The sequence below is a fragment of the Paracoccaceae bacterium Fryx2 genome (assembly GCA_032334235.1).
GTDB lineage: Bacteria > Pseudomonadota > Alphaproteobacteria > Rhodobacterales > Rhodobacteraceae > JAVSGI01.
The window spans coordinates 1495175-1516413 of record JAVSGI010000005.1; the positions used below are offsets into that span (position 1 = coordinate 1495175).

General features: G+C 70.3%; 22 protein-coding genes and 1 tRNA gene. 9 read left to right on the forward strand and 14 right to left on the reverse strand.

Annotated features, from left to right (window positions below):
• Positions 1-4: 4 nt before the first annotated feature.
• From RNZ50_16440 to RNZ50_16450, 3 genes are read right to left on the reverse strand one after another with little or no spacing between them, the layout of a single operon-like run.
• Positions 5-1309: an MATE family efflux transporter gene (locus tag RNZ50_16440; GenBank protein MDT8856581.1), complete on the reverse strand. Its 1305-nt coding sequence runs from the start codon at positions 1307-1309 to the stop codon at positions 5-7.
• A gap of 3 nt (positions 1310-1312) precedes the next feature.
• The gene (locus RNZ50_16445) at positions 1313-1825 is read right to left on the reverse strand and encodes a PaaI family thioesterase (protein MDT8856582.1); all 513 of its coding nucleotides are present in this window, start codon (positions 1823-1825) and stop codon (positions 1313-1315) included.
• Positions 1822-2256: a PaaI family thioesterase gene (locus RNZ50_16450; GenBank protein ID MDT8856583.1), complete on the reverse strand. Its 435-nt coding sequence runs from the start codon at positions 2254-2256 to the stop codon at positions 1822-1824. Before RNZ50_16450 ends, RNZ50_16445 begins: the two co-directional genes overlap by 4 nt.
• A gap of 136 nt (positions 2257-2392) precedes the next feature.
• Here RNZ50_16450 and RNZ50_16455 point away from each other — a divergent pair, with 136 nt between their 5' ends.
• Positions 2393-2794 (forward strand): MerR family DNA-binding transcriptional regulator, encoded by a 402-nt coding sequence (locus RNZ50_16455; protein ID MDT8856584.1) that lies wholly within the window; start codon positions 2393-2395, stop codon positions 2792-2794.
• On the opposite strand, the gene RNZ50_16460 is transcribed toward RNZ50_16455, so the two are convergent.
• Positions 2773-2856: transfer RNA gene (locus RNZ50_16460), tRNA-Leu, on the reverse strand. The two genes, RNZ50_16455 and RNZ50_16460, sit on opposite strands and share 22 nt — an antisense overlap.
• 264 nt (positions 2857-3120) lie before the next feature.
• On the opposite strand from RNZ50_16460, the gene RNZ50_16465 reads away from it, so the two are divergent.
• The 6 genes from RNZ50_16465 to RNZ50_16490 all read left to right on the forward strand — a co-directional run bounded on the left by RNZ50_16465 (position 3121) and on the right by RNZ50_16490 (position 10294).
• Positions 3121-3522, forward strand: coding sequence for a MerR family DNA-binding transcriptional regulator (locus RNZ50_16465; protein ID MDT8856585.1), 402 nt, complete (start codon positions 3121-3123; stop codon positions 3520-3522).
• Between the two features lie 28 nt (positions 3523-3550).
• Entirely contained in the window at positions 3551-5329 is a 1779-nt protein-coding gene (locus RNZ50_16470) for an acyl-CoA dehydrogenase C-terminal domain-containing protein (GenBank protein ID MDT8856586.1), read from the forward strand.
• 71 nt (positions 5330-5400) lie between these two features.
• Positions 5401-5613, forward strand: a complete 213-nt coding sequence (locus RNZ50_16475) for a hypothetical protein (protein ID MDT8856587.1) — start codon at positions 5401-5403, stop codon at positions 5611-5613.
• Positions 5614-5891: 278 nt separating this feature from the next.
• A complete protein-coding gene (locus RNZ50_16480) occupies positions 5892-6527 on the forward strand; it encodes a glutathione S-transferase family protein (protein ID MDT8856588.1) in 636 nt (211 codons plus the stop codon).
• A 10-nt stretch (positions 6528-6537) separates the two neighbouring features.
• The gene (locus RNZ50_16485) at positions 6538-7749 is read left to right on the forward strand and encodes an acetyl-CoA C-acetyltransferase (GenBank protein ID MDT8856589.1); all 1212 of its coding nucleotides are present in this window, start codon (positions 6538-6540) and stop codon (positions 7747-7749) included.
• A 343-nt stretch (positions 7750-8092) separates the two neighbouring features.
• A complete protein-coding gene (locus tag RNZ50_16490) occupies positions 8093-10294 on the forward strand; it encodes a 3-hydroxyacyl-CoA dehydrogenase NAD-binding domain-containing protein (GenBank protein MDT8856590.1) in 2202 nt (733 codons plus the stop codon).
• A gap of 4 nt (positions 10295-10298) precedes the next feature.
• On the opposite strand, the gene RNZ50_16495 is transcribed toward RNZ50_16490, so the two are convergent.
• The 4 genes from RNZ50_16495 to RNZ50_16510 form a co-directional block, all read right to left on the reverse strand.
• The gene (locus tag RNZ50_16495; GenBank protein ID MDT8856591.1) at positions 10299-10910 is read right to left on the reverse strand and encodes a Hint domain-containing protein; all 612 of its coding nucleotides are present in this window, start codon (positions 10908-10910) and stop codon (positions 10299-10301) included.
• Between the two features lie 96 nt (positions 10911-11006).
• On the reverse strand, positions 11007-11678 hold the full coding sequence (locus RNZ50_16500) for a sulfotransferase family 2 domain-containing protein (GenBank protein ID MDT8856592.1): 672 nt from the start codon (positions 11676-11678) through the stop codon (positions 11007-11009).
• 186 nt (positions 11679-11864) lie between these two features.
• Entirely contained in the window at positions 11865-12779 is a 915-nt protein-coding gene (locus tag RNZ50_16505; GenBank protein ID MDT8856593.1) for a ribokinase, read from the reverse strand.
• Positions 12780-13232 carry an RbsD/FucU family protein gene (locus RNZ50_16510; protein MDT8856594.1) on the reverse strand — a complete coding sequence of 151 codons (453 nt, stop codon included), beginning with the start codon at positions 13230-13232 and terminating at the stop codon, positions 12780-12782.
• A 215-nt stretch (positions 13233-13447) separates the two neighbouring features.
• On the opposite strand from RNZ50_16510, the gene RNZ50_16515 reads away from it, so the two are divergent.
• Positions 13448-13774 (forward strand): hypothetical protein, encoded by a 327-nt coding sequence (locus RNZ50_16515; GenBank protein ID MDT8856595.1) that lies wholly within the window; start codon positions 13448-13450, stop codon positions 13772-13774.
• Here RNZ50_16515 and RNZ50_16520 read toward each other — a convergent pair.
• Positions 13765-13968, reverse strand: coding sequence for a hypothetical protein (locus tag RNZ50_16520; GenBank protein ID MDT8856596.1), 204 nt, complete (start codon positions 13966-13968; stop codon positions 13765-13767). The genes RNZ50_16515 and RNZ50_16520 overlap by 10 nt on opposite strands.
• A 145-nt stretch (positions 13969-14113) precedes the next feature.
• Positions 14114-14671 carry a DNA-3-methyladenine glycosylase gene (locus RNZ50_16525; protein ID MDT8856597.1) on the reverse strand — a complete coding sequence of 186 codons (558 nt, stop codon included), beginning with the start codon at positions 14669-14671 and terminating at the stop codon, positions 14114-14116.
• A gap of 290 nt (positions 14672-14961) precedes the next feature.
• Here RNZ50_16525 and RNZ50_16530 point away from each other — a divergent pair, with 290 nt between their 5' ends.
• Positions 14962-15612, forward strand: a complete 651-nt coding sequence (locus RNZ50_16530; GenBank protein MDT8856598.1) for a class II aldolase/adducin family protein — start codon at positions 14962-14964, stop codon at positions 15610-15612.
• Between the two features lie 25 nt (positions 15613-15637).
• Here RNZ50_16530 and galU read toward each other — a convergent pair whose 3' ends face one another.
• The 4 genes from galU to RNZ50_16550 are packed head-to-tail and all read right to left on the reverse strand — an operon-like array spanning position 15638 to position 21138.
• The gene (gene galU / locus RNZ50_16535; GenBank protein MDT8856599.1) at positions 15638-16540 is read right to left on the reverse strand and encodes a UTP--glucose-1-phosphate uridylyltransferase GalU; all 903 of its coding nucleotides are present in this window, start codon (positions 16538-16540) and stop codon (positions 15638-15640) included.
• 31 nt (positions 16541-16571) lie between these two features.
• Positions 16572-18053, reverse strand: coding sequence for a hypothetical protein (locus RNZ50_16540; protein MDT8856600.1), 1482 nt, complete (start codon positions 18051-18053; stop codon positions 16572-16574).
• Positions 18038-19165, reverse strand: a complete 1128-nt coding sequence (locus RNZ50_16545; protein MDT8856601.1) for a glycosyl hydrolase family 8 — start codon at positions 19163-19165, stop codon at positions 18038-18040. The genes RNZ50_16540 and RNZ50_16545 overlap by 16 nt, the downstream gene beginning before the upstream one ends.
• Positions 19162-21138: a cellulose biosynthesis cyclic di-GMP-binding regulatory protein BcsB gene (locus RNZ50_16550; protein ID MDT8856602.1), complete on the reverse strand. Its 1977-nt coding sequence runs from the start codon at positions 21136-21138 to the stop codon at positions 19162-19164. The genes RNZ50_16545 and RNZ50_16550 overlap by 4 nt, the downstream gene beginning before the upstream one ends.
• Between the last annotated feature and the right edge of the window lie 101 nt (positions 21139-21239).

Sequence of the window (21239 nt, forward strand, 5' to 3'; positions counted from 1 at the left end):
TCCGTCAGGCCGCCCGCGCCAGCACCTTGGGCCAGGACAGCGCCATCGTCACGCCCCGCGCCGCGTTCAGCACCATCAGCGCGGCCCAGAGCCCGTGATTGCCGAAGGCGGGCAGCAGCAGCGCCAGTGCGGCGGCATAGATCGCCACCGACAGGATCATGGCGCGGCGCATCTCGCGCGTCAGGGTCGCACCGATGAAGATGCCGTCCAACATCCAGCTTGCCACCCCGACCAGCGGGGCGGCGACCAGCCAGGGCAGGTAGTGCCGCGCCTCGGCCCGCACTTCTGGCGACGTGGTCATCAGGTCGATGATCGCTGGGCCCGCCAGCGCGAAGCCCGCCGCCAGTGCAAGGCTGCCGCCCGCCGCCCAAAGCGAGGTGATGCCCGACGCCCGGCGCAGCGATGCCACCGCCCGCGCACCGACCGCCTGCCCCACCAGCGCCTCGGCCGCGAAGGCAAAACCGTCCAGCGCATAGGCGGTGATTTCGAGAAACTGCATCAGCACCTGATTGGCGGCCAGCGTCACGTCGCCCATGCCCGCGCCCAGAAACAGGAAGGTGGTGAAGCTGCCCTGCAGCAGCACCGAGCGGATCATGATGTCGCTGTTCACCGTCGCCATCCGGCGCAGGGCCGGGGCATCGGCCACCCGCGCCCAGCCCGCCGCCAGCGCCGCGCCAAAGGCATCGCGGCACAGCCAGAGGCCCAGCGCCAGCCCGGTCCATTCCGCGATCAGCGTGGCCGCCGCCACCCCCGGCACGCCCCAGCCGAGGCCCAGCACGAACCACAGGTCAAGCCCGATGTTCAGCCCGTTCATCCACAGTTGCAGCACCAGCATGCCGCGCGTGCGTTCCAGCGCCACCAGCCAGCCGGTGACCGCGTAAAGCGCGATGGTGGCGGGGGCGCCCCAGATGCGGATGGCAAGGTAGTGGCGGGCCAGCCCCTCGACCTCGTCACTGGCCGGGGCAAGGCGGAAGGCGGCCCAGACCAACGGGCCCTGCAGCAGGATGAAGAACAGCCCCGCCGCCGCGCCGATCATCAGGGCGCGCAGCAGCACGGCGGTCTTTTCGGGGCCATCGCCCGCGCCATGCGCCTGCGCCGCGAGGCCGGAGGTGCCCATGCGCAGGAAGCCGAAGATCCAGTAGACCGAGGCCAGCACGATCGCCCCCAGCCCCACCGCCCCGATCGGCGCCGCCAGCCCCATCTGCCCGACAACCGCGGTATCCACAGCCCCCAGCAGCGGCACCGTGGCGTTCGACAGCACGATGGGCAGCGCGATCTTCATCACGCGGGCATGGCTGACGGGCAGCATGTGTCAGGGGTCGCCGGGGGTCGGCATCAGGAAATGTCCGGTGGCCTGCGCGAACAGGCGCGAGCGGTTGTCCTGCCACGCCTCGACATGCACCGAGGCATAGCGGCGCCCCGAGCGGTTGACCCGCGCGCGGGCATAGGCGTCGCGCGGCAGGCCGGAGCGCAGGTAGTCCACCGTGAAGTCAATCGTCTTGGGCAGGCGCGGCAGGTGGGCGGGATCGACGGCGCGGGGGTCGAGCACGCCCTTCTCCATCTCCTCCCACAACAGCGACCACGACAGCTCGATGATCGCGGTCACCTCGAGGAAGGCCGCCGTCACGCCGCCGTGCAGGGCCGGGATCATCGGGTTGCCGATCAGCGCCTCGTCGAACGGCAGGATCGCGGTCAACTCGTCGCCGCGCCGGTCGAACTGGATGCCGAGAAAGCCGATGTAGGGCACGCCGTCCACCAGCGTGCGCAGCGCGGTGTCGCGGCGCTGCTTGATGACCTGCACGGGTTCGGGTTTCGGGCGGATCATGGCTGCGCCCCCCTCGGGCGTTCGACGGTGAAGGCGCCGCTGGCGGTGGCGACCGGGCGGGTGGTGTCGTCATCGCAGGCGGTGACGCGCACGAAGGCGACGCTGCGGGTGACGTGGTAACACTCGGCACGGGCGACGATGCGCTGGCCGGGGGTGGCGGGGCGCATGTAGTCGATGCGCAGATCGAGCGTGGCGGTGCCCGCCGGGGCGGCAGGGTGGCTCATCACCGCAGCTCCGGATGCGGTATCCATCAGCGCCGAGACCGCGCCGCCATGGATGACGCCGGTCGCCGGGTCGCCGATGAAGCGGATGTCGTAGGGCATCGAGATTTCCGCGACCCCGCCTTCCAGCATGTCGAGCGACATTGCCAGCGCGCGCGAATGCGGAATCGCCTCGATGAACTGGCGGGCACGTTTGAGCGTTTCTGTCATGAGGCGCCTTTGGTCCGGCTGCGGTTGCGGCCCATCTTGACCGAAGCGGCGGCCCCCGCAAGGGCCGTCGCGCAGGGGGCGCACAAAGATTGCGCCGCGCGGAACATGAGCCTAGCCTGCCCCCCGGAGGAACCCGATGTTCGAAACCCGCCTGAGCTTCAAGGAAATGTGCGCCCGGTTCGACGTGACGCCGCGCACGCTGCGATACTACGAATACATCGAGTTGCTGCACCCCGAAAAGGATGGCCGCGCCCGGTTCTACGGCCCGCGCGAGGTGGCGCGGATGACGCTGATCCTGCGGGGGCGGCGCTTCGGCTTTTCGCTGGAGGAGATACGGCAGTGGCTGCTGATCTATCGGAAGCAGGGCACGCAGCCGCAACTGGCGGCCTGGATCGGGATGGCCGACCGGCAGCTGGGGGCGCTGGAGCGCCAGCGCGCCGAACTGGATGTCACCATTGCCGACCTGCGTGCGCTGCGCGACTCGGCGGCGCTGGGGGCTGCCGCCGCGCGGCCTGGTGGTGCGGACGACGGGACTTGAACCCGTACTCCAGAGGAAAGGGTGTTTAAGACCCCAGCGTCTACCGATTTCGCCACGTCCGCGCTGCGTGCCTTCTACCCCGGCCGGGGACGGCAGGACAATGGCCGTTCGCGCCCCCGCCCCCGCCACCCGCCACGGCAACCGCGCCGGCCCCCGCCACGGCAACCGCTCTCGCCCCCGCGCGACCCCCGCGGCCGCCGCGGGGCCCTGACATCACGTCACGCGTCGAACTGACGCAACGTTACGTTTACGTCAACGTCAAGCTGTCTGGTAACATCGCAACGGGCACGCCATCTAACGATGAGCCCCCTGCATGAGTGATGATGATGCCCGCCGAGACGACCGACCTGATGACCATCCGCCAGATGTGCGACGCCTTCGAGGTGACCCCGCGCACGCTGCGCTTCTACGAACAGAAAGAGCTGATATTTCCGAAGCGCGACGACAGTCGGCGCCTGTATTCCAAACGCGACCGCGCCCGGCTGACGCTGATCCTGCGCGGCAAGCGGTTCGGCTTCTCGCTGGAAGACATTCGCCAGCTGCTGGACCTTTACGATCACGACGACACGCAGGAACTGCAACTGCGCCGCACCTTCGAGATTGCCCGCACCCGGCTGGCCCAGATGGAACGGCAGCGCGCCGAACTGGACGAGGCGATTGCCGAACTGAAAGAGCAACTGGCCTGGGGCGACCAGGCACTGGCCGGTTTTCGCAGGGCCGCCGAATAGGCGCCACACGACCAAGGGAGAGAAGAACATGCCGATCTACACCGCCCCAGTGAAAGACATGCAGTTCGTGCTGCACGACATGCTGAAGGTCAGCGAAACCGGGATACCTGGCTACGACGATCTGGACGCAAGCTTCACCGGCGCCGTGCTGGAGGAGGCGGGCAAGGTCGCCTCGGACGTGCTGGCGCCCCTGAACGCGGTGGGCGACACGGTGGGCTGCGTGCTGGAAAACGGTGTGGTCCGCACCCCGCCGGGCTTCAAGGAGGCCTTCGCGGCGATGAAGGAGGGCGGCTGGACCGCGCTCGACTGCGACCCCGCCTATGGCGGGCAGGGCCTGCCCTATCTGATGGGCACGGCGGTGGGCGAGATCTTCGTTTCGGCCAACATGGCGTTCAACATGTATCAGGGGCTGACGCATGGCGCGGTCTCGGCAATCCATGCCCACGGCACGGATGCGCAGAAGGCGGCCTACCTGCCGAAGCTGGTCAGCTGCGACTGGACCGGCACGATGAACCTGACCGAGCCGCATTGCGGCACCGACCTCGGCCTGATGCGGACCCGCGCCGAACCGCAGAACGACGGGTCTTACAGGATCACCGGCACCAAGATCTTCATCTCGGCCGGCGATCACGATCTGGCGGAAAACATCATCCATCTGGTGCTGGCAAAGGCCCCCGGCGGCGGCGAGGGCACCAGGGGCGTGTCGCTGTTCATCGTGCCGAAGGTGCTGGTGAACGATGACGGCAGCCTTGGCGCGCCGAACGCGGTGTCGGTCGGCAAGCTGGAAGAGAAGATGGGCATCCACGGCAATGCCACCTGCGTGATGAATTATGACGGCGCGACCGGCTGGCTGCTGGGCGACCTGCACAAGGGCATGCGCGCCATGTTCACCATGATGAACGAGGCGCGGCTTGGCGTCGGCCTGCAAGGCTATGCCGTGGCCGAAGCCGCCTACCAGAACGCGGTGGCCTACGCGAAGGACCGCCTGCAGGGCCGCGCCGTGACCGGGGCAGAAAACCCCGACGGCCCCGCCGACCCGCTGATCGTGCACCCCGACATCCGTCGCAACCTGATGGACCAGAAAAGCTTCGTCGAGGGCGCGCGGGCCTTCACCTTCTGGGGCGCGCATCTGATCGACCGCTCGGTGCGGATGGGCGACGCCGGGGCCGAAGGCATGGTGTCGCTGCTGACCCCGGTGATCAAGGGTTTCCAGACCGACAAGGGGTTCGAGATGGCGGTGGCGGCGCAGCAGGTCTGGGGCGGCCACGGCTACATCGAGGCCTCGGGCATGAGCCAGTTCGCCCGCGACGCCCGCATCGCGATGATCTACGAAGGCGCGAACGGGGTGCAGGCGCTGGATCTGGTCGGCCGGAAGCTGGCGCAGGACGGCGGCAGGCATGTGATGGCGTTCTTCGAGATGGTGAAGGCGTTCCTGAAGGAAAATGAAGGCGACGACCGGCTGAAGCCCGGGTTCCTCGACCCCCTGAAACAGGCCTCGAAGGACATGCAGGCGGCGGCGATGTATTTCCTGCAGGCCGGGATGAAGACGCCCAATGCGGCGCTGGCCGGGTCTTACGACTTCATGCACCTGACCGGGCATGTCTGCCTCGGGCTGATGTGGGCGCGGATGGCAAAGGCGGCGCAGGCAGCACTGGACGCCGGAACCGGCGACTCGGGTTTCTACGAGGCCAAGATCGCCACCGGGCGCTATTACATGGCCCGCCACCTGCCCGCCACCGCGATGCACCGCGCGCGGATCGAGACCGGGGCCGAGACCGTGATGGCATTGGACGCCGCCGCGTTCTAACCTGTGCGCGCAGGCGGACCGATTTTTCTACGAAAAATCCCGCCTGCGGACATCGGCCTGAGGAGACCCGGATGCCACGACGCTTTCGCCTGACCCGCCGCTTCCCGGTCGCCATGACCGAGGACGGCTATCGCCGCCTGAAACGCTTCGCGCAGGAGGCGGGGCTGGACGAGGGCGAGGCGCTGTCTTTCCTGTTCGAGAATTTCACCAGCGTGATCGACCAGGACACCCTGACTCACCGGCTGCGGCTGTTCAATTCGGAACTGGAGGATCGCAAGCGATGATGCGGCGAGCGGGTGGCATGGGCAGCTGGGTATTTTCACCAACAAGAAACCGCAAGAGGTGCGCCCCGGCCCCGGGAGGTCTACCCTCCACAGTGAGAGCTTCACACGCGACCGGGGCGGCTTCTCCTTGGGCGGTCATCGGCTCCCCAGCCTGTACCGCAGTTCCGATCATGACGAGGCAAGGTTAACAAAACGTTGTTTCTTTTTGGCAAAAATACCCCACGGGGGTGCGGGGGTGTGAAACCCCCGCTTCTGCCCCCAACAGCGGAGTGACGGACATGACGGCGAAACTGCACTGCTTCGGCGAATCCGGCAATGCCTACAAGGTGGCGCTGGCACTGACGCTGGCCGACATGGACTGGGAACCGGTCTTTGTCGATTTCTTCAACGGCGCGACCCGCATGCCGGAGTTTCGCGCGCTCAACGAGATGGGCGAGGTGCCGGTGCTGGTCGATGGCGACACGGTGCTGACGCAGTCGGGGGTGATGCTGGACTACATCAGTTCCAAGACCGGCAAGCTTGGCGGGCGGTCGGCGGCCGAGCGGCGGGAACTTCTGCGCTGGATGTTCTGGGACAATCACAAGCTGTCGGGCCAGGTCGGCGCCACCCGGTACATGATGAACTTCCTGCCCGCCGAGAAGCGGTCCGATGCGGTGATCGCCTGGCAGCAGGGGCGGCTGAAGGCGGCCTACGCCGTGCTGAACGACCATCTTTCGTCGCGGCAGTGGATGGTGGGGGCGCAGGTCAGCATCGCGGACCTCTCGTGCTGCGGCTACCTGTTCTACCCCGAGCCCTTCGGCTTCACCCGCACCGACTGGCCCAATATCGACGCCTGGCTCGACCGCATCGCGGCACTGCCCGGCTGGAAACACCCCTATGACATGATGCCCGGCAACCCGTCGGACCGGGCATGAGGAGGACGCGATGACAGACGCCTATATCTACGACGCCGTGCGCAGCCCGCGCGGCAAGGGCCGCCCGGACGGGGCCCTGCACGAACTGACCTCGGTGGCGCTGTCGGCCAAGCTGCTGAACGCAGTGAAGGAGCGCAACGGGCTGGAAGGCCACGCGGTCGAGGACGTGATCTGGGGGAACGTGACGCAGGTTGGCGAGCAGGGCGGGTGCCTGGCACGCTCGGCCGTGCTGCTGTCGGATCTGGACCAGTCGATCCCCGGCCTTGCGATCAACCGCTTCTGCGCCAGCGGCATGGAGGCGGTGAACCTTGCCGCCAACCAGGTGCGCGGCGGTGCCGGAGAGGGGTATATCGCCGGCGGGGTCGAGATGATGGGCCGGGTCGCGATGGGCAGCGACGGGGCGGCGATTGCCGTCGATCCGTCGCTGGCGATGAAGACCTATTTCGTTCCGCAGGGCATTTCGGCCGACATCATCGCCACCGAATTCGGCTTCAGCCGCGACGATGTCGATGCGCTGGCGGTGGAAAGCCAGCGCCGCGCGGCGATGGCCTGGGGCGAGGGGCGGTTTGGCCGCTCGGTCGTGACGATCCGCGACCAGAACGGTCTGGCGATGCTGGAGCGGGACGAATACCTGCGGCCCGGCACTGACATGCAGACGCTGGGCGCGCTGAAACCGGCGTTCAAGGACATGGGCGAGGTGATGCCCGGCTTCGACAAGATTGCGATGATGAAGTATCCGCACCTTGAACGGATCGAACATGTGCACCATGCCGGCAACTCCAGCGGGATTGTCGACGGGGCGGCGGCGATCCTGATCGGCAGCCGGGAGTTCGGCGTGAAGCACGGGCTGCAACCCCGCGCCCGCATTCGGCAAACCGCCAAGATCGGCACCGACCCGACCATCATGCTGACCGGCCCGGTGCCGGTGACGGAAAAGGTCCTGCGTGATGCGGGCATGTCAATTTCCGACATTGACCTGTTCGAGGTCAACGAAGCCTTCGCCGCCGTGGTGCTGCGCTTCCAGCAGGCGTTCGATGTCGATCCGGCACTCGTCAACGTCAACGGCGGGGCGATTGCCATGGGGCACCCGCTTGGCGCGACCGGGGCAATCATCATCGGCACATTGCTGGACGAGCTGGAAAGGTCGGGCAAGTCGGTGGGCCTGGCCACGCTTTGCATCGCCTCGGGCATGGGGGCGGCCACCATCATCGAGAGGGTGTGATGCCGAAGCCCGATCTGCCGATCCTGCAAGCGTGGGCAGCGTCGAGCCACCGGCACGCGGCCGGGGACGCCCGGGTTTCCGGCACGGTGGCGCGGGTCGGGGACGGCGGTTCCCGCCCCCTGCCACCCGGTGCCGCCGTCGGCCGGTCGGCCGGGGTGGCCAGCGGCCCTTGCCTGCGCCATGACGGCGCGGACCCCGCGACTTGGCTCGTCTTCCGCACACGGTTTTCTGACGTTGCCGTGCATGTCCCTGCCATTGAACACTTTTCACGCCGGAACCGCCTGCGGATGCAGTCCCGCAAGGACGGCACGCCCTGCCCCGGTTGGCCCAAGGAGACCAACAGATGACCGATTTCACCACTGTTACCGATGCCGACGGCGTGGCCACCATCACCTGGGACGTGCCCGGGCGGTCGATGAACGTCATGTCGCTGGCGGGCTTTGCCGAACTGAACGCGGCGATCGACGCGGCGCTGGCCGATGCGGCGGTCAGGGGGATCATCCTGACCAGCGGCAAGGCCGATTTCGCGGGCGGGATGGACCTGAACGTGATCGCGCGGATGAAGGAGGACGGCGGTGCCGACCCCGCGCGCGCGGTGTTCGACGGCGTGATGATGATGCACGGCGTGCTGCGCAAGATCGAGCGTGCCGGGATGGACCCCAAGACCCTGAAGGGCGGGAAGCCCATCGTCGCCGCCCTGCCCGGCACCGCGCTTGGCATCGGGCTGGAACTGCCGCTGGCCTGCCACCGCATCATCGCGGCCGACAACCCGAAGGCCAGGATCGGCCTGCCGGAAATCATGGTCGGCATCTTTCCGGGGGCCGGCGGCACGACGCGTCTGGCCCGCAAGATGGGCGCGATGATGGCGGCCCCCTATCTGCTGGAAGGCAAGCTTTCCGACCCCAAGGGGGCGAAAGCGGGCGGGCTGATCGACGAGGTGGTGGCGCCCGAGGCGCTGCTGGCGCGGGCCAAGGAATGGGTTCTGGCGGCCAAGGACGCCGATCTGGTCAAGCCCTGGGACGAGAAGGGCTACAAGATGCCGGGCGGCGCGCCCTATCATCCGGCGGGGTTCATGACCTTTGTCGGGGCTTCCGCCATGGTGCATGGCAAGACGATGGGGGTCTACCCCGCCGCCAAGGCCCTGCTGTCGGCGGTCTATGAAGGGGCGCTGGTGCCGTTCGACGTGGCGCTGCGGATCGAGGCGCGCTGGTTCACCTCTGTGCTGATGAACCCCTCGTCGGGTGCGATGATCCGCAGCCTGTTCATCAACAAGGAGGCGCTGGAGAAGGGCGCGGTGCGGCCCACGCAGCCCGACCAGTCGGTGAAGAAGGTAGGCATCATCGGTGCGGGCATGATGGGCGCGGGCATCGCCCATGTCGCGGCGCAGGCGGGCATCGACGTGGTGCTGATCGACGCGACGCAAGACGCCGCCGACCGCGGCCGCGCCCATTCCGAGGCGCTGCTCGACAAGGGCATCAGCCGCCGCAAGGTCACCCCGGAGAAGAAGGCGCAGGTTCTGGCCCGCATTCTGGCGACCGACGATTACGCGGCGCTTGCGGGCTGCGATCTGGTGGTGGAAGCGGTGTTCGAGGACATGGGCGTGAAGGCGGCGGTGACGGCCAGGGTCGAGGCCGTGGTGGGGGCGGAGTGCATCTTCGCCACCAACACCTCCACCCTGCCGATTTCCGATCTGGCGAAGGCCAGCGCGCGGCCTGAACAGTTCATCGGCATCCACTTCTTCAGCCCGGTGGACAAGATGATGCTGGTCGAGATCATCAAGGGCCGCCAGACCGGCGACCGCGCGGTCGCCAAGGCGCTGGATTTCGTGCGCCAGATCCGCAAGACCCCGATCGTGGTCAACGACGCGCGGTTCTTCTTCGCCAACCGCTGCATCATCCCCTACATCAACGAAGGCATCCGCATGGTCGCCGAAGGGGTGGAGCCGGTGCTGGTGGAAAATGCCGCGAAGCTGGTGGGGATGCCGCTGGGGCCGCTGCAACTGGTGGATGAAACCTCGATCGACTTGGGGGTGAAGATCGCCAAGGCCACCCGAGCCGCGATGGGCGATGCCTATCCCGATGGCGCGGTGGATGACGTGCTGTTCGCGATGGCTGATCAGGGGCGGCTGGGCAAGAAGGCCAATGCCGGCTTCTACGCCTATGATGCGGCGGGCAAGCGCGGGTTGCTGTGGGACGGGCTTGCCGCCGCCTGGCCGGTGGCCGAGGCGCAGCCCGACCTGGCGCAGGTGCAGCACCGCCTGCTGTTCGCTCAGGTGCTGGAGGCGGTGCGGGCGCTGGAGGACGGCGTGCTGATGGACATCCGCGAAGGCGATGTCGGGGCCATTCTCGGCTGGGGCTTCGCGCCGTGGTCGGGCGGGCCGTTCTCGTGGCTCGACATCATCGGGGCGGCGCGCGCGGTGGAGATCTGCGACGGGCTGGCGGCGGCACACGGGGAACGCTTCGCCCCGCCCGACCTGCTGCGCGAGATGGCGGCGAAGGGCGAAAGCTTCTACGCCCGCTTTGCCCCGGCGCAAAAGGCGGCGTGACGGCTCAGGCCCACCGGCGGCGCAGGGCGGCGCCGACATCCTCGGCGATCAGGCAGGCGACCAGCGCGCGGGCCTGATCAAGCGGCAGCAGCGGGGTTTCGGCGCGGGCGGCGCGCTGGCGCAAGGCGTCAAGCCCGGTGCCCGCACAGGCGCCGGGGCAGGCCAGCAGCACCGCCCGGCTGGCATAGACGATCTGCGGCAGATCGAAACCCAGGATCACGGCCCGCGCCATCCGGCGCGGTGCCGGGGCGATGCCGCGAAACCCGTCAAGCGCCAGCGCCGGGATCAGCGCGAACGGGTCGCCATAAAGCGCCTCGGCACTGTCGGATTCGATCAGCACCCCCTGCCCCGCCGTCAGCACCAGCGCCGCGCGGTTGTCGAGCGCGCCCTGCGGCACCCGGAGCAGCCGCGCCGCCGCGGCCCGCGCCACCCGGCCCAGCGGCTGCGGCCCGGCCTCGAAGGTCAGCACGCTGTCGCCGGGGGCCAGCCGTTCCACCGCGCACCAGCCCTGCGGCGTGGCCACCGGCGTGCCCGCCACGATGCCGCCCGCCGCCGCGGCACCGCCAACCGTGACCGGACGCAGGCTGTATCGGTGGCCGATCCGGTTCTGTCGCATCTGTGGCCCCCTTGCCCGCCCCCGCGCAGATTCGGGCCGGGAAAGGGCCGCGCCGGGGGTGAAACTGGGGCGAAGTCGCGGCAAATGGCGCGCTTTCTAGCGATTTGCGGGAACGGCATCCTCGAAGGCGTAGCCGAAGCGGGCAATGTCTTCGGCGCAGAGGTCGGCGATCAGCGCGGCGTCGGCATCGCTGAAATAGCCGCGCCAGTCGGCCAGTCGGCTGCTTTCGTTGATCCGCGGCAAAGGCGGCAGCCGAAAGCCCAGATGCGCCTCGAACGGGGCGATGTCTTCGGTCAGATGCTCCAGCCGGACGAACAGGCTGCACCGCTCGGCCCCGGTGCGGTCGCGCATGTAGGCAGAGGATGGCCAGAGCCGCAGGCTGGTCCGGGTCTGCGGATGGTGCAGGAAGGCACCGAAGCCTTGCGCCCTGGCCAGCCCCACCGCCGGATGCGCAAAGCTTTGCGCCCGCAGCCAGTGATAGTAGCTCACCGCCCGGTCCCAGGGGTTGCGCACCAGAGTCAGGGTGAAGAATCCCGCCACCTCGTCATCGTTGACCAGCCCCGCGATGTCGGCCAGGGTCGAGTGCTTCCACAGCCGCCCGGCCGCCTTGGCCCCCTGCAACCGCCCGCGGCGCGCCCGCGCCTTGGGGGTGTCGCCTATCAGGATGTCATCCTTGCGCGCCCGCGCTTCCAGCGCAAGGCTGAGCGCGGTGCCCCCGGTCTTGGGGATATGCACGAAGATGAAGCGCCGCCCACGCGAGATGATCATGGCCTGTCCTTCCCGGCTTTCATCTTGGCCCAAATATCCCCGCCGGAGGCACCCGGCTTCGGCAGCGGGAGCCTCCGGCGGGGATATTTGGGCCAAGATGAATCGCAAGGGATGTTTGCCTCTGCGAATCCCTGTGCGGGAAACTGTAACACAGGCTTTCCGACAGGGGGTGCGGCAGGGATGCGCTCAGCCGCGCGCCAGCAGCGCCTCGATCTCGGCTAGGGCGGGCATCGAGGGCGCGGTGCCGGGGCGGGTGACCGAGATGCCGGCCGTGGCGCAGCCGAAGCGGACGGCATCGACCGGTGCGGCACCCCGCGCCAGGGCTGCCGCGAAGCCCCCGTTGAAGGCATCGCCCGCGCCGGTGGTTTCGACCACTGGCCCCGCGCTGATGGCCGGGACATGCACGGTCTGCGTGGCGTCGTGGTAGAGCGCGCCCTTGTCGCCCAGCGTGATGATGGCGGCCCCGGCGCCCAGCGCGCAGAGGGCGCGGGCGGCGGCTTCGGCCTCGGGCAGCGTGGTCACGGGCAGGCCGGTCAGGGCCTCTGCCTCGGATTCGTTGGGGGTGACGTAGTCGCAGAGTGCCAGCATCCCGCCCGGCAGCGGGGCGGCGGGGGCGGGGTTGAGGATGGTGCGTGCGCCGCCGGCACGGGCGATCTGCAGGGCGCGCAGGGCGGCGGGCAGCGGCTGTTCCAGTTGCGTGATGAAAACGGCGGCGCCGCCGATCAGGTCGGCGCGGGCCTCGATGTCGGCGGCGGAGATGTCTGCCGCCACGCCGGGGCAGATGATGATGGCGTTGTTGCCGGTCGCGGCCTCGATGTAGATGAAGGCGGCGCCGGTCTGGCCGTCGCTGCGGGTGATCGCCGGGATCACGCCCGCCGCGCACCAGGTGGCCAGCGCCATGTCGGCGAAGGGGTCGCGGCCGAGGCGGGTGATGAAATGGGTTTCGGCCCCGGCGCGGGCGGCGGCGACCGCCTGGTTCGAGCCCTTGCCGCCCGGGCCCAGCGCGAAGCCCTGCCCGAGGATGGTTTCGCCCAGCCGCGGCAGGCGGTCGGCGCGGTAGGCGGTATCGGCGACAAAGACGCCCAGGATGACGACACGCATTCAGACCTCCGGCGCGATCACGCCCTTGCGAAAGATGAAACAGCCGTAGAACCGGCGCTCTCCGGTCTGGATCACGGCATAGGCGGCGCGGGCGCGGTCGTAGAAGTCGAAGCGTTCGATGCCGGTCATCGGGCGCGGGCGGCCCTCGGCGGCGTCGATCCGAGCCTGCACTTCGGCCTGCACGGCGGGAATGTCGGACGGGGCGCCGACCACCTGCATCCGGCCCGCGAAATCGTCGGTGAAGGTGTCGAGCGGCAGCAGCGACAGCACCGCCTGCACCGCCTCGGCGGCGGTCAGGTTGTCCATCCGCAGGAGCTTGCCCAGAACGGTCCGGCGCGCGATGGCGTCGGCGGGGAAGTTGGCGTCGGCGATCACCAGCGTGTCGCCGTGCCCCATGGCGCGCAGGGCGTGGAGAACGTCGGCGTTCAGGCGGTTGTCGAGGGTCTTGAGCATCCGTCGTCCCTTCTGCCTGGCGGTGGCGGCTGCCGAACCATGCACCGGGCGGGCGCGGGGTGGCAAGGGTGGCCGGTGGGGCAGGCACCCGGATTGCCGCTTGCCGAGGGCCGCGCCGATCCCGGCGCCCCGCCGCGTCGGCCCGGAGGCCCGGAGGCCCCAAGGCCTAGAGGCCCGGAGGCGCGGATGACCCCGTTGCACCCCGGAAATCAACGGTGCGGGCCATCTGCCCGGCGGACGGTGACACCCGGGGTCGGCGCCGGGCTGCTGAACCGGCTGCGCTGGGGTGGGACTGCACGGCCCGCAATGGCCGCGCGATGGGCAACGACGCCCCGACCGGCGACAGGAAGGGCGGGCAGGCCACAATTCCGGAGATGTCGCCGGGGGGCGGTGGCCAAGGGCGGCACGCGCGGGCGCTGGCGGGCGTGTCGCTGCGCCAGACCGTGATCAATGTGCCAAGGGTGCTGATCACCGCCGCCAGGGTAAGACTGGCTTGCGGCCCTTCGCCTGCGGTGCCGCCTTGCGTCTGCGGTCAGCTGTAGATCGGCGGCGTCACGTCGCCGGGGTCGGGCATGTCGGGATCGGGCATGTCGGGGTCGGCATCGGGAATCTGCTCGGGGTCGGGCATCGGATCAGGGTAGGGGCCGGGGGTCTGGTCGGGGCCGGGATCGGGCGTCGGATCCTTTGGCCCGAAGGTCAGCAGCTGCTGTGCGGGGTCGGGGGCGTGCAAGGTCATCGGGAGTCCTTTCTGGAAGGGAGGGCTTTCTGGAAGGGTGGGGCCTTTCGGGAAGGGGCGGCCTTTCGGAGAGGGGTCGCCGCCGTCCGCACATCCGGATCAACCGCCAGAGCGGAAAAAGGTTCCGTCCGGGGTGCGTCACCGGTCAGAACCGGCGGCTGAGAAAGGCCGAGCCTGCAAGGCCGAAGCGCCACGGCGTCGCCTGTCCGCGCGAGATGCCGATGCGCGGGCCGCTGACGATGGCCGTGCCGGAGGGCAGCGGCCGGGCCATCAGCGCCAGCGCGCCGCCGTCGAACGGGGTGCCGTCGTCCTGCGGGCCGATGCCCAGTGCCTGCCCCAGTTTGCCCGGCCCGGAACAGAGCGCCGCAAGGTCGGCCCGCCCGCGCCGCGCCGCCATGTCGGCCAGCCCCGACACCGGCTCGATGGCGCGGATCAGCACCGCCTGCCCCGGCAGGCAGACCACGTTCAGGCACCAGTGGATGCCGTAGCTGCGGTAGACATAGGCATGACCCGCCGGGCCGAACATCGCGGCGTTGGTCCGGGTCGGGCCGCGGTGGCTGTGCGAGGCGGGATCGTCGGCGGTGTAGGCCTCGGTTTCGACGATGGGGCCGCCCGCACCCCGCACGCGCAGGCCCATCCCCAGCAGGTCGCGGGCGACCTCTGGCGCGGGGCGGGTGAAGAAGGCGGGGGCGGGCCGGGTCATGTTCGGGCCGGGCACGGGCCATGGGGCGGGTGCGGCATGGCGGCTTTGGCCGGGCGGGGAAGGGATGGCCTCGCCCGGGGCGGCGGCCTGCGGGGGAACCGCTGCGGCGGCCTGTGGTCGCAGGGACCGCCACGCGGGTCGTCGGTCTGGCAGAAAACCCTTGCGGCGGCGGGGGCTGCGGGGCGATGGCGCCGTGCCGGCGCCGCCATGGCGGGCCGGGGATAGGCGCGGGGCGATTGCACCGCGGGCCAAGCCGGGTCATGACTGCGGGAAACCGCAGGAGACCCGCCATGACCCCATCCGAAAGCGCCCAGCGCCAGGCCCTTGTCGAGGCCGCCCGAACCGCCGAACGGCGCGGGCTGAATGCCGGAACGGCGGGCAACATCAGCCTGCGCTGTGGCGACGGGTTGCTGATCACCCCGACCGGCATCGCGCCCGCCGCCCTGACCCCCGAACAGATCGTGCGGATGGATTTCGACGGGCGCTGGGAGGGGAGCTGGAAACCGTCTTCCGAATGGCTGATCCACGCGCGCATCCTGCGGGCGTTTCCGGCCGGCGCGGTGGTCCATGCCCATCCCGACCACTGCGTGGCCCTTTCGTGCCTGCGCGAGCCGCTGCCCGCGTTTCACTACATGATCGCCAGTTTCGGCGGCGACGACGTGCCCTGCGCGCGCTATGAAACCTTCGGCACGCCCGCGCTGGCCGATGCGGTGCTGGAGGCGCTGCAGGGCCGCACGGCCTGCCTGATGGCCAATCATGGCATGGTCTGCCTGGGCGCGACGCTGGAACAGGCGCTGCTGGAGGCGGAAAAGCTGGAAATGCTGGCGCGGCACTACATGCTGGCGCGCGGCATCGGCAGCCCGGTGATCCTGACCCCCGCCGAGATGGCCGAGGTCAGGGGCGCCTATGCGACCTATGGCCAGCAGGATGTTCCGGCCTGACAGACCTTTCCCGTTCCGGCCCCGGTCATTCGGGAACGTGGATGCGCTCGCCATGGGGCGACAGGCTGGCCAGCAGGTCCCGGGCCTGGGGCCCGAACTCGGGGTGGCGCAGGGCGTGGACCAGCGTTGCCTCGATATAGCCCATCTTCGAGCCGCAGTCGTAGCGGTGCCCGAGATAGCGGTAGGCCTCGACCCCGGTGGTGTCGATCAGCGTCCGGATCGCGTCGGTCAGCTGGATCTCGCCGCCGCGGCCGGGTTTCTGCTGCTTGAGCACCTGCATGATCGACCCGTCGAGGATGTAGCGCCCGACCACGGCCTGCGTCGAAGGCGCCTCGCCCGGCGCGGGCTTCTCGACGATGCCGCGGATCAGCGCCGAGCCGCCGACCCGGATCGGCGGCGCATCGACGATGCCGTAGCTGCCGACCTGCGACGGCTGCACCGGGTTGACCGCGAGGATGCTGTGGCCGGTGCGGGCGTGCGCCGCCATCATCTGCGTCAGCACCGGGGTCGGGCCTTCCATCAGGTCGTCGGCCAGCAGAACGGCAAAGGGTTCGTCGGCGTCGATCAGCGGGGCGGCGCAGGCGACGGCATGGCCCAGCCCCAGCGCCTCGGCCTGGCGCAGGTAGATGGCGCAGGCGTGCTTGGGCACGATGTTGGCCAGATAGTCGGCCATCTCGTGCTGGCCCTTGGCCCGCAGAATGGTGTCAAGCTCGGGGTTGGCGTCGAAATGGTCAGCGATGGCGCGCTTGGTGCGGCCGATCACCAGGATCAGGTGGGTGATGCCCGCCTCCAGCGCCTCTTCCACCGCGAACTGGATCAGCGGCTTGTCGATGATCGGCAGCATTTCCTTCGGCTGCGCCTTGGTGGCGGGAAGGAATCGCGTGCCCAGACCCGCCACGGGGAAAACGGCTTTGCGAACTGGCTTCATGGTCGGTTTCTCCTGGAGTTGCGGGGCCGGGTCAGCGCGAGGCTGCCATCCCCGCGCGGGTTTCGGCGGTGGCAAGTTCCTTGTGCATCGCCTCGAACAGCTTGAAGGCGGTGCCGCGTTCGTCCAGCGACAGGTAGCTGTAGGCCCGCAGGATGCCGAGGTCGCGCCTGAGGCTGCCCTTCAGGGTTTCCAGCGCGTCGAAGAAGGCGATGGCGCGGCGGTATTCCTTCAGCTGATAGGCGCGCACGCCGCGCTGGTCGAGGATGATGCCCTCGACATCCTTGCGCTGCTCCAGCGTGAAGGGGGTCGAGGCGGCCAGCCGTGCGGCCTCTTCGGTCATGTTGCGGTTGAGGTAGGAAAGCGCCATGCCGAAGCGGGCATCGCGGGTGACCTCGGCGCCAAGCCCGCCCTCGGCGGCGGCGGCAAACAGCGCCAGCGCCTCCAGCGGGCGGTCGAGGTTGAAGACGCACCACGCCCGCTCGTAAGCCAAGTCAAGCGAGCGCGGGCGGGTGGAGCGGGCGACACAATCGGCAAAGGCGCCGGATTTGGCAGACGCGCGCACCTGACCAAGGCGACCGTCGCCGGACCGGGGCAGGCCCGACAGGCGCGACAGCCCGCGGGGTGCCGCACCCGAGCCGGTGGGCGCGGCCAGAACGCCCGGCGACGCGGCCACGCGAGGAGCCGCCACGGTGGGCGCTGCTGCGGTCGGGGCCACGGTCGGGGCGGCGGTCGGGGCCGCGACCGTCGGTCTGGCGGTCGTGGTGGCCCCCGCCACCGGGGCGCGGCCGGTCAGGCGCCGTTCCAGCGCGTCGATCGCCGTGGCATTGCCGGGAAAGCGGCTGCGCGCCGTGGCAAGCAGCGCGGTCATTTCGGCATCGCTGGCCACCGCACGCGCCTTTTCGAGCGAGGCCGAAACCTCGCTGAACCCGGTGCAGGCGGCGATCACCGCGCGATAGGTCGCCAGCGCCGCCGCAGCGCCCCCCTGCCCCGCCTGGATCTCGGCCAGTTGCCAGGCGTTGTTGACCCGTTCGCAGCGCAGCAGGTCGGGGTTGGCCCGCGTCACCGCCAGCGCGGCCGACACGTTGCGCTGCGCGATGGCGGCGTTGAAGCCGGCCTGCGCCTCGGTGATCGCCATCAGGCGCAGCATGTCCTGCGGCGGCGACCAGCCGGGAAAGGCGCCTTGCGCCGCCGTGATCGCCGCGCGGGCGCCCGCAAGGTCATTGGCGGCGATGCGGCGGTAGATGGCATCGGTATCGGGCCCCTGCCCGGCGCGGGTCAGATCCGACAGGTTGGCGGGCGGCACCCAGCCGGGGAACTGTGCGCGCAGGCGGCGCAGCTCGGCATCGGTCGAGGCGCTGTCGCTGGCCCCGAGGTAGTAGATCAGCGCCCGCAGATCGTCGGGGCCGGGCACGGCCTGCGTCCAGCCGGGGCCGGGCAGCACGAGGCAGGCGGCCAGCAGGGCCACCCGCAGCAGGCGGGTGCGGCGGGGCACCGGGGTCAGAGCGGCACGCATGTCGGATAGCCTTCGATCTGGGCCAGCAACGCCATCAGGTGCAGCGTGGCCGGGTAATAGGGCTGGTCGGTGGTGAAGGGCGGTAGGGCCGACCCCGGCAGGGTGACGCCCCCCGCGCCAGAGGCGGCGGACGCGGCATCGACGCAAAGCAGCAGCGCCTCCACCGCGCCGTAGCCTGCATCGGGGCTGCGTTCGATCACCGCGCCGGTCAGGCGGTCGAGCACGGTCGGAGTGGAACGCGCCCCGGGTTCGGCGCTGCGCGCGGACCGCAGGGCGGCGGCGTGGCGGGCCAGCGCCGGATGCCCCGGCGCGCCCGACCACAGCAGGAACAGCGGCACCCGCATCGCCTCGTAGCCCGAACGGTCCGACATGCCGGTGGCAGGCTGCGGCCCGCCGGGGGTCAGCGCGATCCAGTCGGGCATCAGGCCGGTGGCGGCCAGATCGGCGGCCAGCGCCTCGCCGCTGTCGGCGCAGAGCGCCAGATCCTGCTGCCCGGTCGCGGCAGCCAGTTCGCGCAGGGCCCGCGGCATGCAATAGGACGGGTTCACGATCACGCCGTCATCGCGGGTGAACCCCAGGGCGGCGGGCAGCAGCACCGGGCGGCCGCTGCCATCGGGCCAGGGCACGACGCAAAGCCGCGCCAGGTCGGCGGCAATGGCGGTCGCGCGCCGGGTATAGGCGTCATTGGAAAAGCGCACCCCCGCCCCCGCCAGCGCCCAGGCCCGGAACAGGTCGCCGTCGCTGGCATTGTTGCGGTCGGGCACCCGGATCGCGGCTTCGGGCAGCCAGCGCCAGGCCAGCAGGCTGTCGTCGCGCAGCGCGAGGTTGGCCTCGGTCCAGGCGTCGATGCGGGCGAAGGCGTCGGCATCGCCCAGCGCCAGCGCCAGCGTCATGCCGTAGCCCTGGCTTTCGGAATGGCTGGCGCCCTGCTGCGTCCGGTCGATCACGCGGCCGTCGGGCGCAAGGAAGGCGGTCTTCCACAGCGCCCAGGCGGCGGCGAGGGGATGGGCGGCACCCGCCGGCGCGTCCTGCGCCGCGGCCCGTGCGCCTGCCCCCTGCGCCCCCATCGCGGCAAGGCCGAGCAGCGCGGCATTGAACATGCGGCGGTTCATCGCTTGCGCCCCCCCCTTGTGGTCATGACGAAGACCATCGCGATGATCACCGACAGCAGCGTCAGCCCCAGCAGGATGATGGTGAAAAGCAGCGGCGACCACGAGGCATAGGTTCCCACGATGAAGCGGATGCTGGACAGGCGCAACGGTTCCAGCAGCATGGGCGGCACGGATGCCGGGCGCCAGCTTTGCCAGGTGCCGTCCTCGGCCAGAATCGACAGCCGGCCGGCCGGACCTCCCGGCACCTGCCCTGCGGCGGCAAGAAGGCCGGCAGCCTCGCCCGGCGAAACGGTCGGCCCCAGCACCAGCATCAGGTCGCCCGGAGCCTCGGCGTCGGGCTGCATCAGGATCATGCGGCCCGAGCGGCCCTGCAACCAGTCCGGCAGCGGCGGGTCGCCGGGATGGGCAAGCGCCAGCACCCCGCCCCACATCGCCTGAAGCCGCCGGGTCAGCCAGCCCATGTCGATCAGCGGGGCATCGGGGCTGGCCTCGGGGGCGTCGGCCGTGGCCACGGGCGGCTGCAGCACCGCCTCCAGCAGGCCGCGACCGAGGTCGAGATCGGACGACCGCAGCAGCCCGGCCTCGGGCGCCGTCAGCACGCGCAGGGTAGCGGGCGGGCCGGGCAGCGGATCGGACGGCAGTGCCACGACCATCGGCAGCAGCGCCGCGCCGGAGAGGCCCGCGCGGGGATCGTCGGCGCCACCCGACACCGAGGTGCCGCGCAGCCGGTCCAGCACGGTTTCAAGCCCGGGGAACTGCATCCGGGGCGAAACCGGCACCTCGAGCGTCGAGGCGGCGAGGATGCGCAGCATCGGGTCTTCGCGCAGCGGGCAAGGCAGATCGGGCGGATCGCCGGGGATGATGGCCTCGAAGGTCAGCAGGTTGACGCCGGGCTGCATCAGCGACGCCTTGAAGCCCACCGGAAGCGCGGGCTGCACCGCGCCGCCCTGGCGGTCGAGCGGCAACAGCCGCACCGTGGTGCCGTTGACCTTGACCAGCAGCAGCGCGCCTGTCCCCAGGTCCTCGCCAAAGCCGTAAAGCAGCGTCAGTTCCGCAGCCTGCGGCCCCAGCACAAGCCAGTCCTGCGGCAGGCGGAACGCGATGTCGTGCCGGATGTAGTGGCCGAAATCGGCGGTGTCGCCGCGCCCGAGCGCGGAGAGCGGCACCACGTCGCCCGGCGCCAGCGTCGGCACCCCGGCGGCGGGTGGCGGCGGTGGCAGCAGGGCGGCAAGATCGGGGACGGCCCCGCCCGCGCCCAGCACGACGCGCAGCACCAGCGACCCGTCGCCGCCGCGCACCAGGTCGGCCGATGGGGCAGCCCCGGCCAGCACGGTGATCCGCGCCAGATCGGCGCCCGAACCGGCCGGTTCCCACAGGCCCGCGACGCGCAGCGGAACTTCGGGCCGGGCCACCATCCGCGCCGCCCGCAGCGCGATCTGCTGCACCAGCGCCGGGTCGGCATCGGGCGCGGCGCGGATCGTCAGCCCGCCGGGACGCGACGCCTGTTCGATCAGCAGGCCCGGAAAATCGGTCTCGCGGAAATCGGTCAGGCCGGGCGGCAGGGTCAGGCCGCTGGCGGCCAGATCGACCTCCACCCACAGCGCAAAGCTGGCCTCGGGGCCGCAGTAGATGCGGTGGTGCAGCGCGCTTTCGATGCGCAGCCGGTTTGCCCCCGGCACCAGCGCCGCCGCGGGCAGCAGCACGGTCTGGAACCCGTCGAACGCCTGCGGCACCACCGGGTCCAGCGGCACGTCATTCACGATCACCCGCAGGGCAGACCGTTCGGGCAGCACGTTGATGGCGGCGCGCAGGCTCAGCGCCAGTTCGGTCGGCACCAGCCCCTCGGGCAGGAACAGCGTCAGGTCGGCGGCATCCTGTTCGCCGTTCAGGCGCAGGATGCTGGCGGCGCCCTTGCCGATCAGCGGCAGGCGCTGCGGCGCGGGGGGGGGCGGGGGCGGCGGCGGGCGCCGCAGCCGCCCGGGCGCCGAATTCCATCAGGCCCACGGTGTCGGCGGCGGCGGGGGCGTCGGGCAGGGCCCGTTCGTCCGCCGGAATCTCGATCCGGGGCGACGGG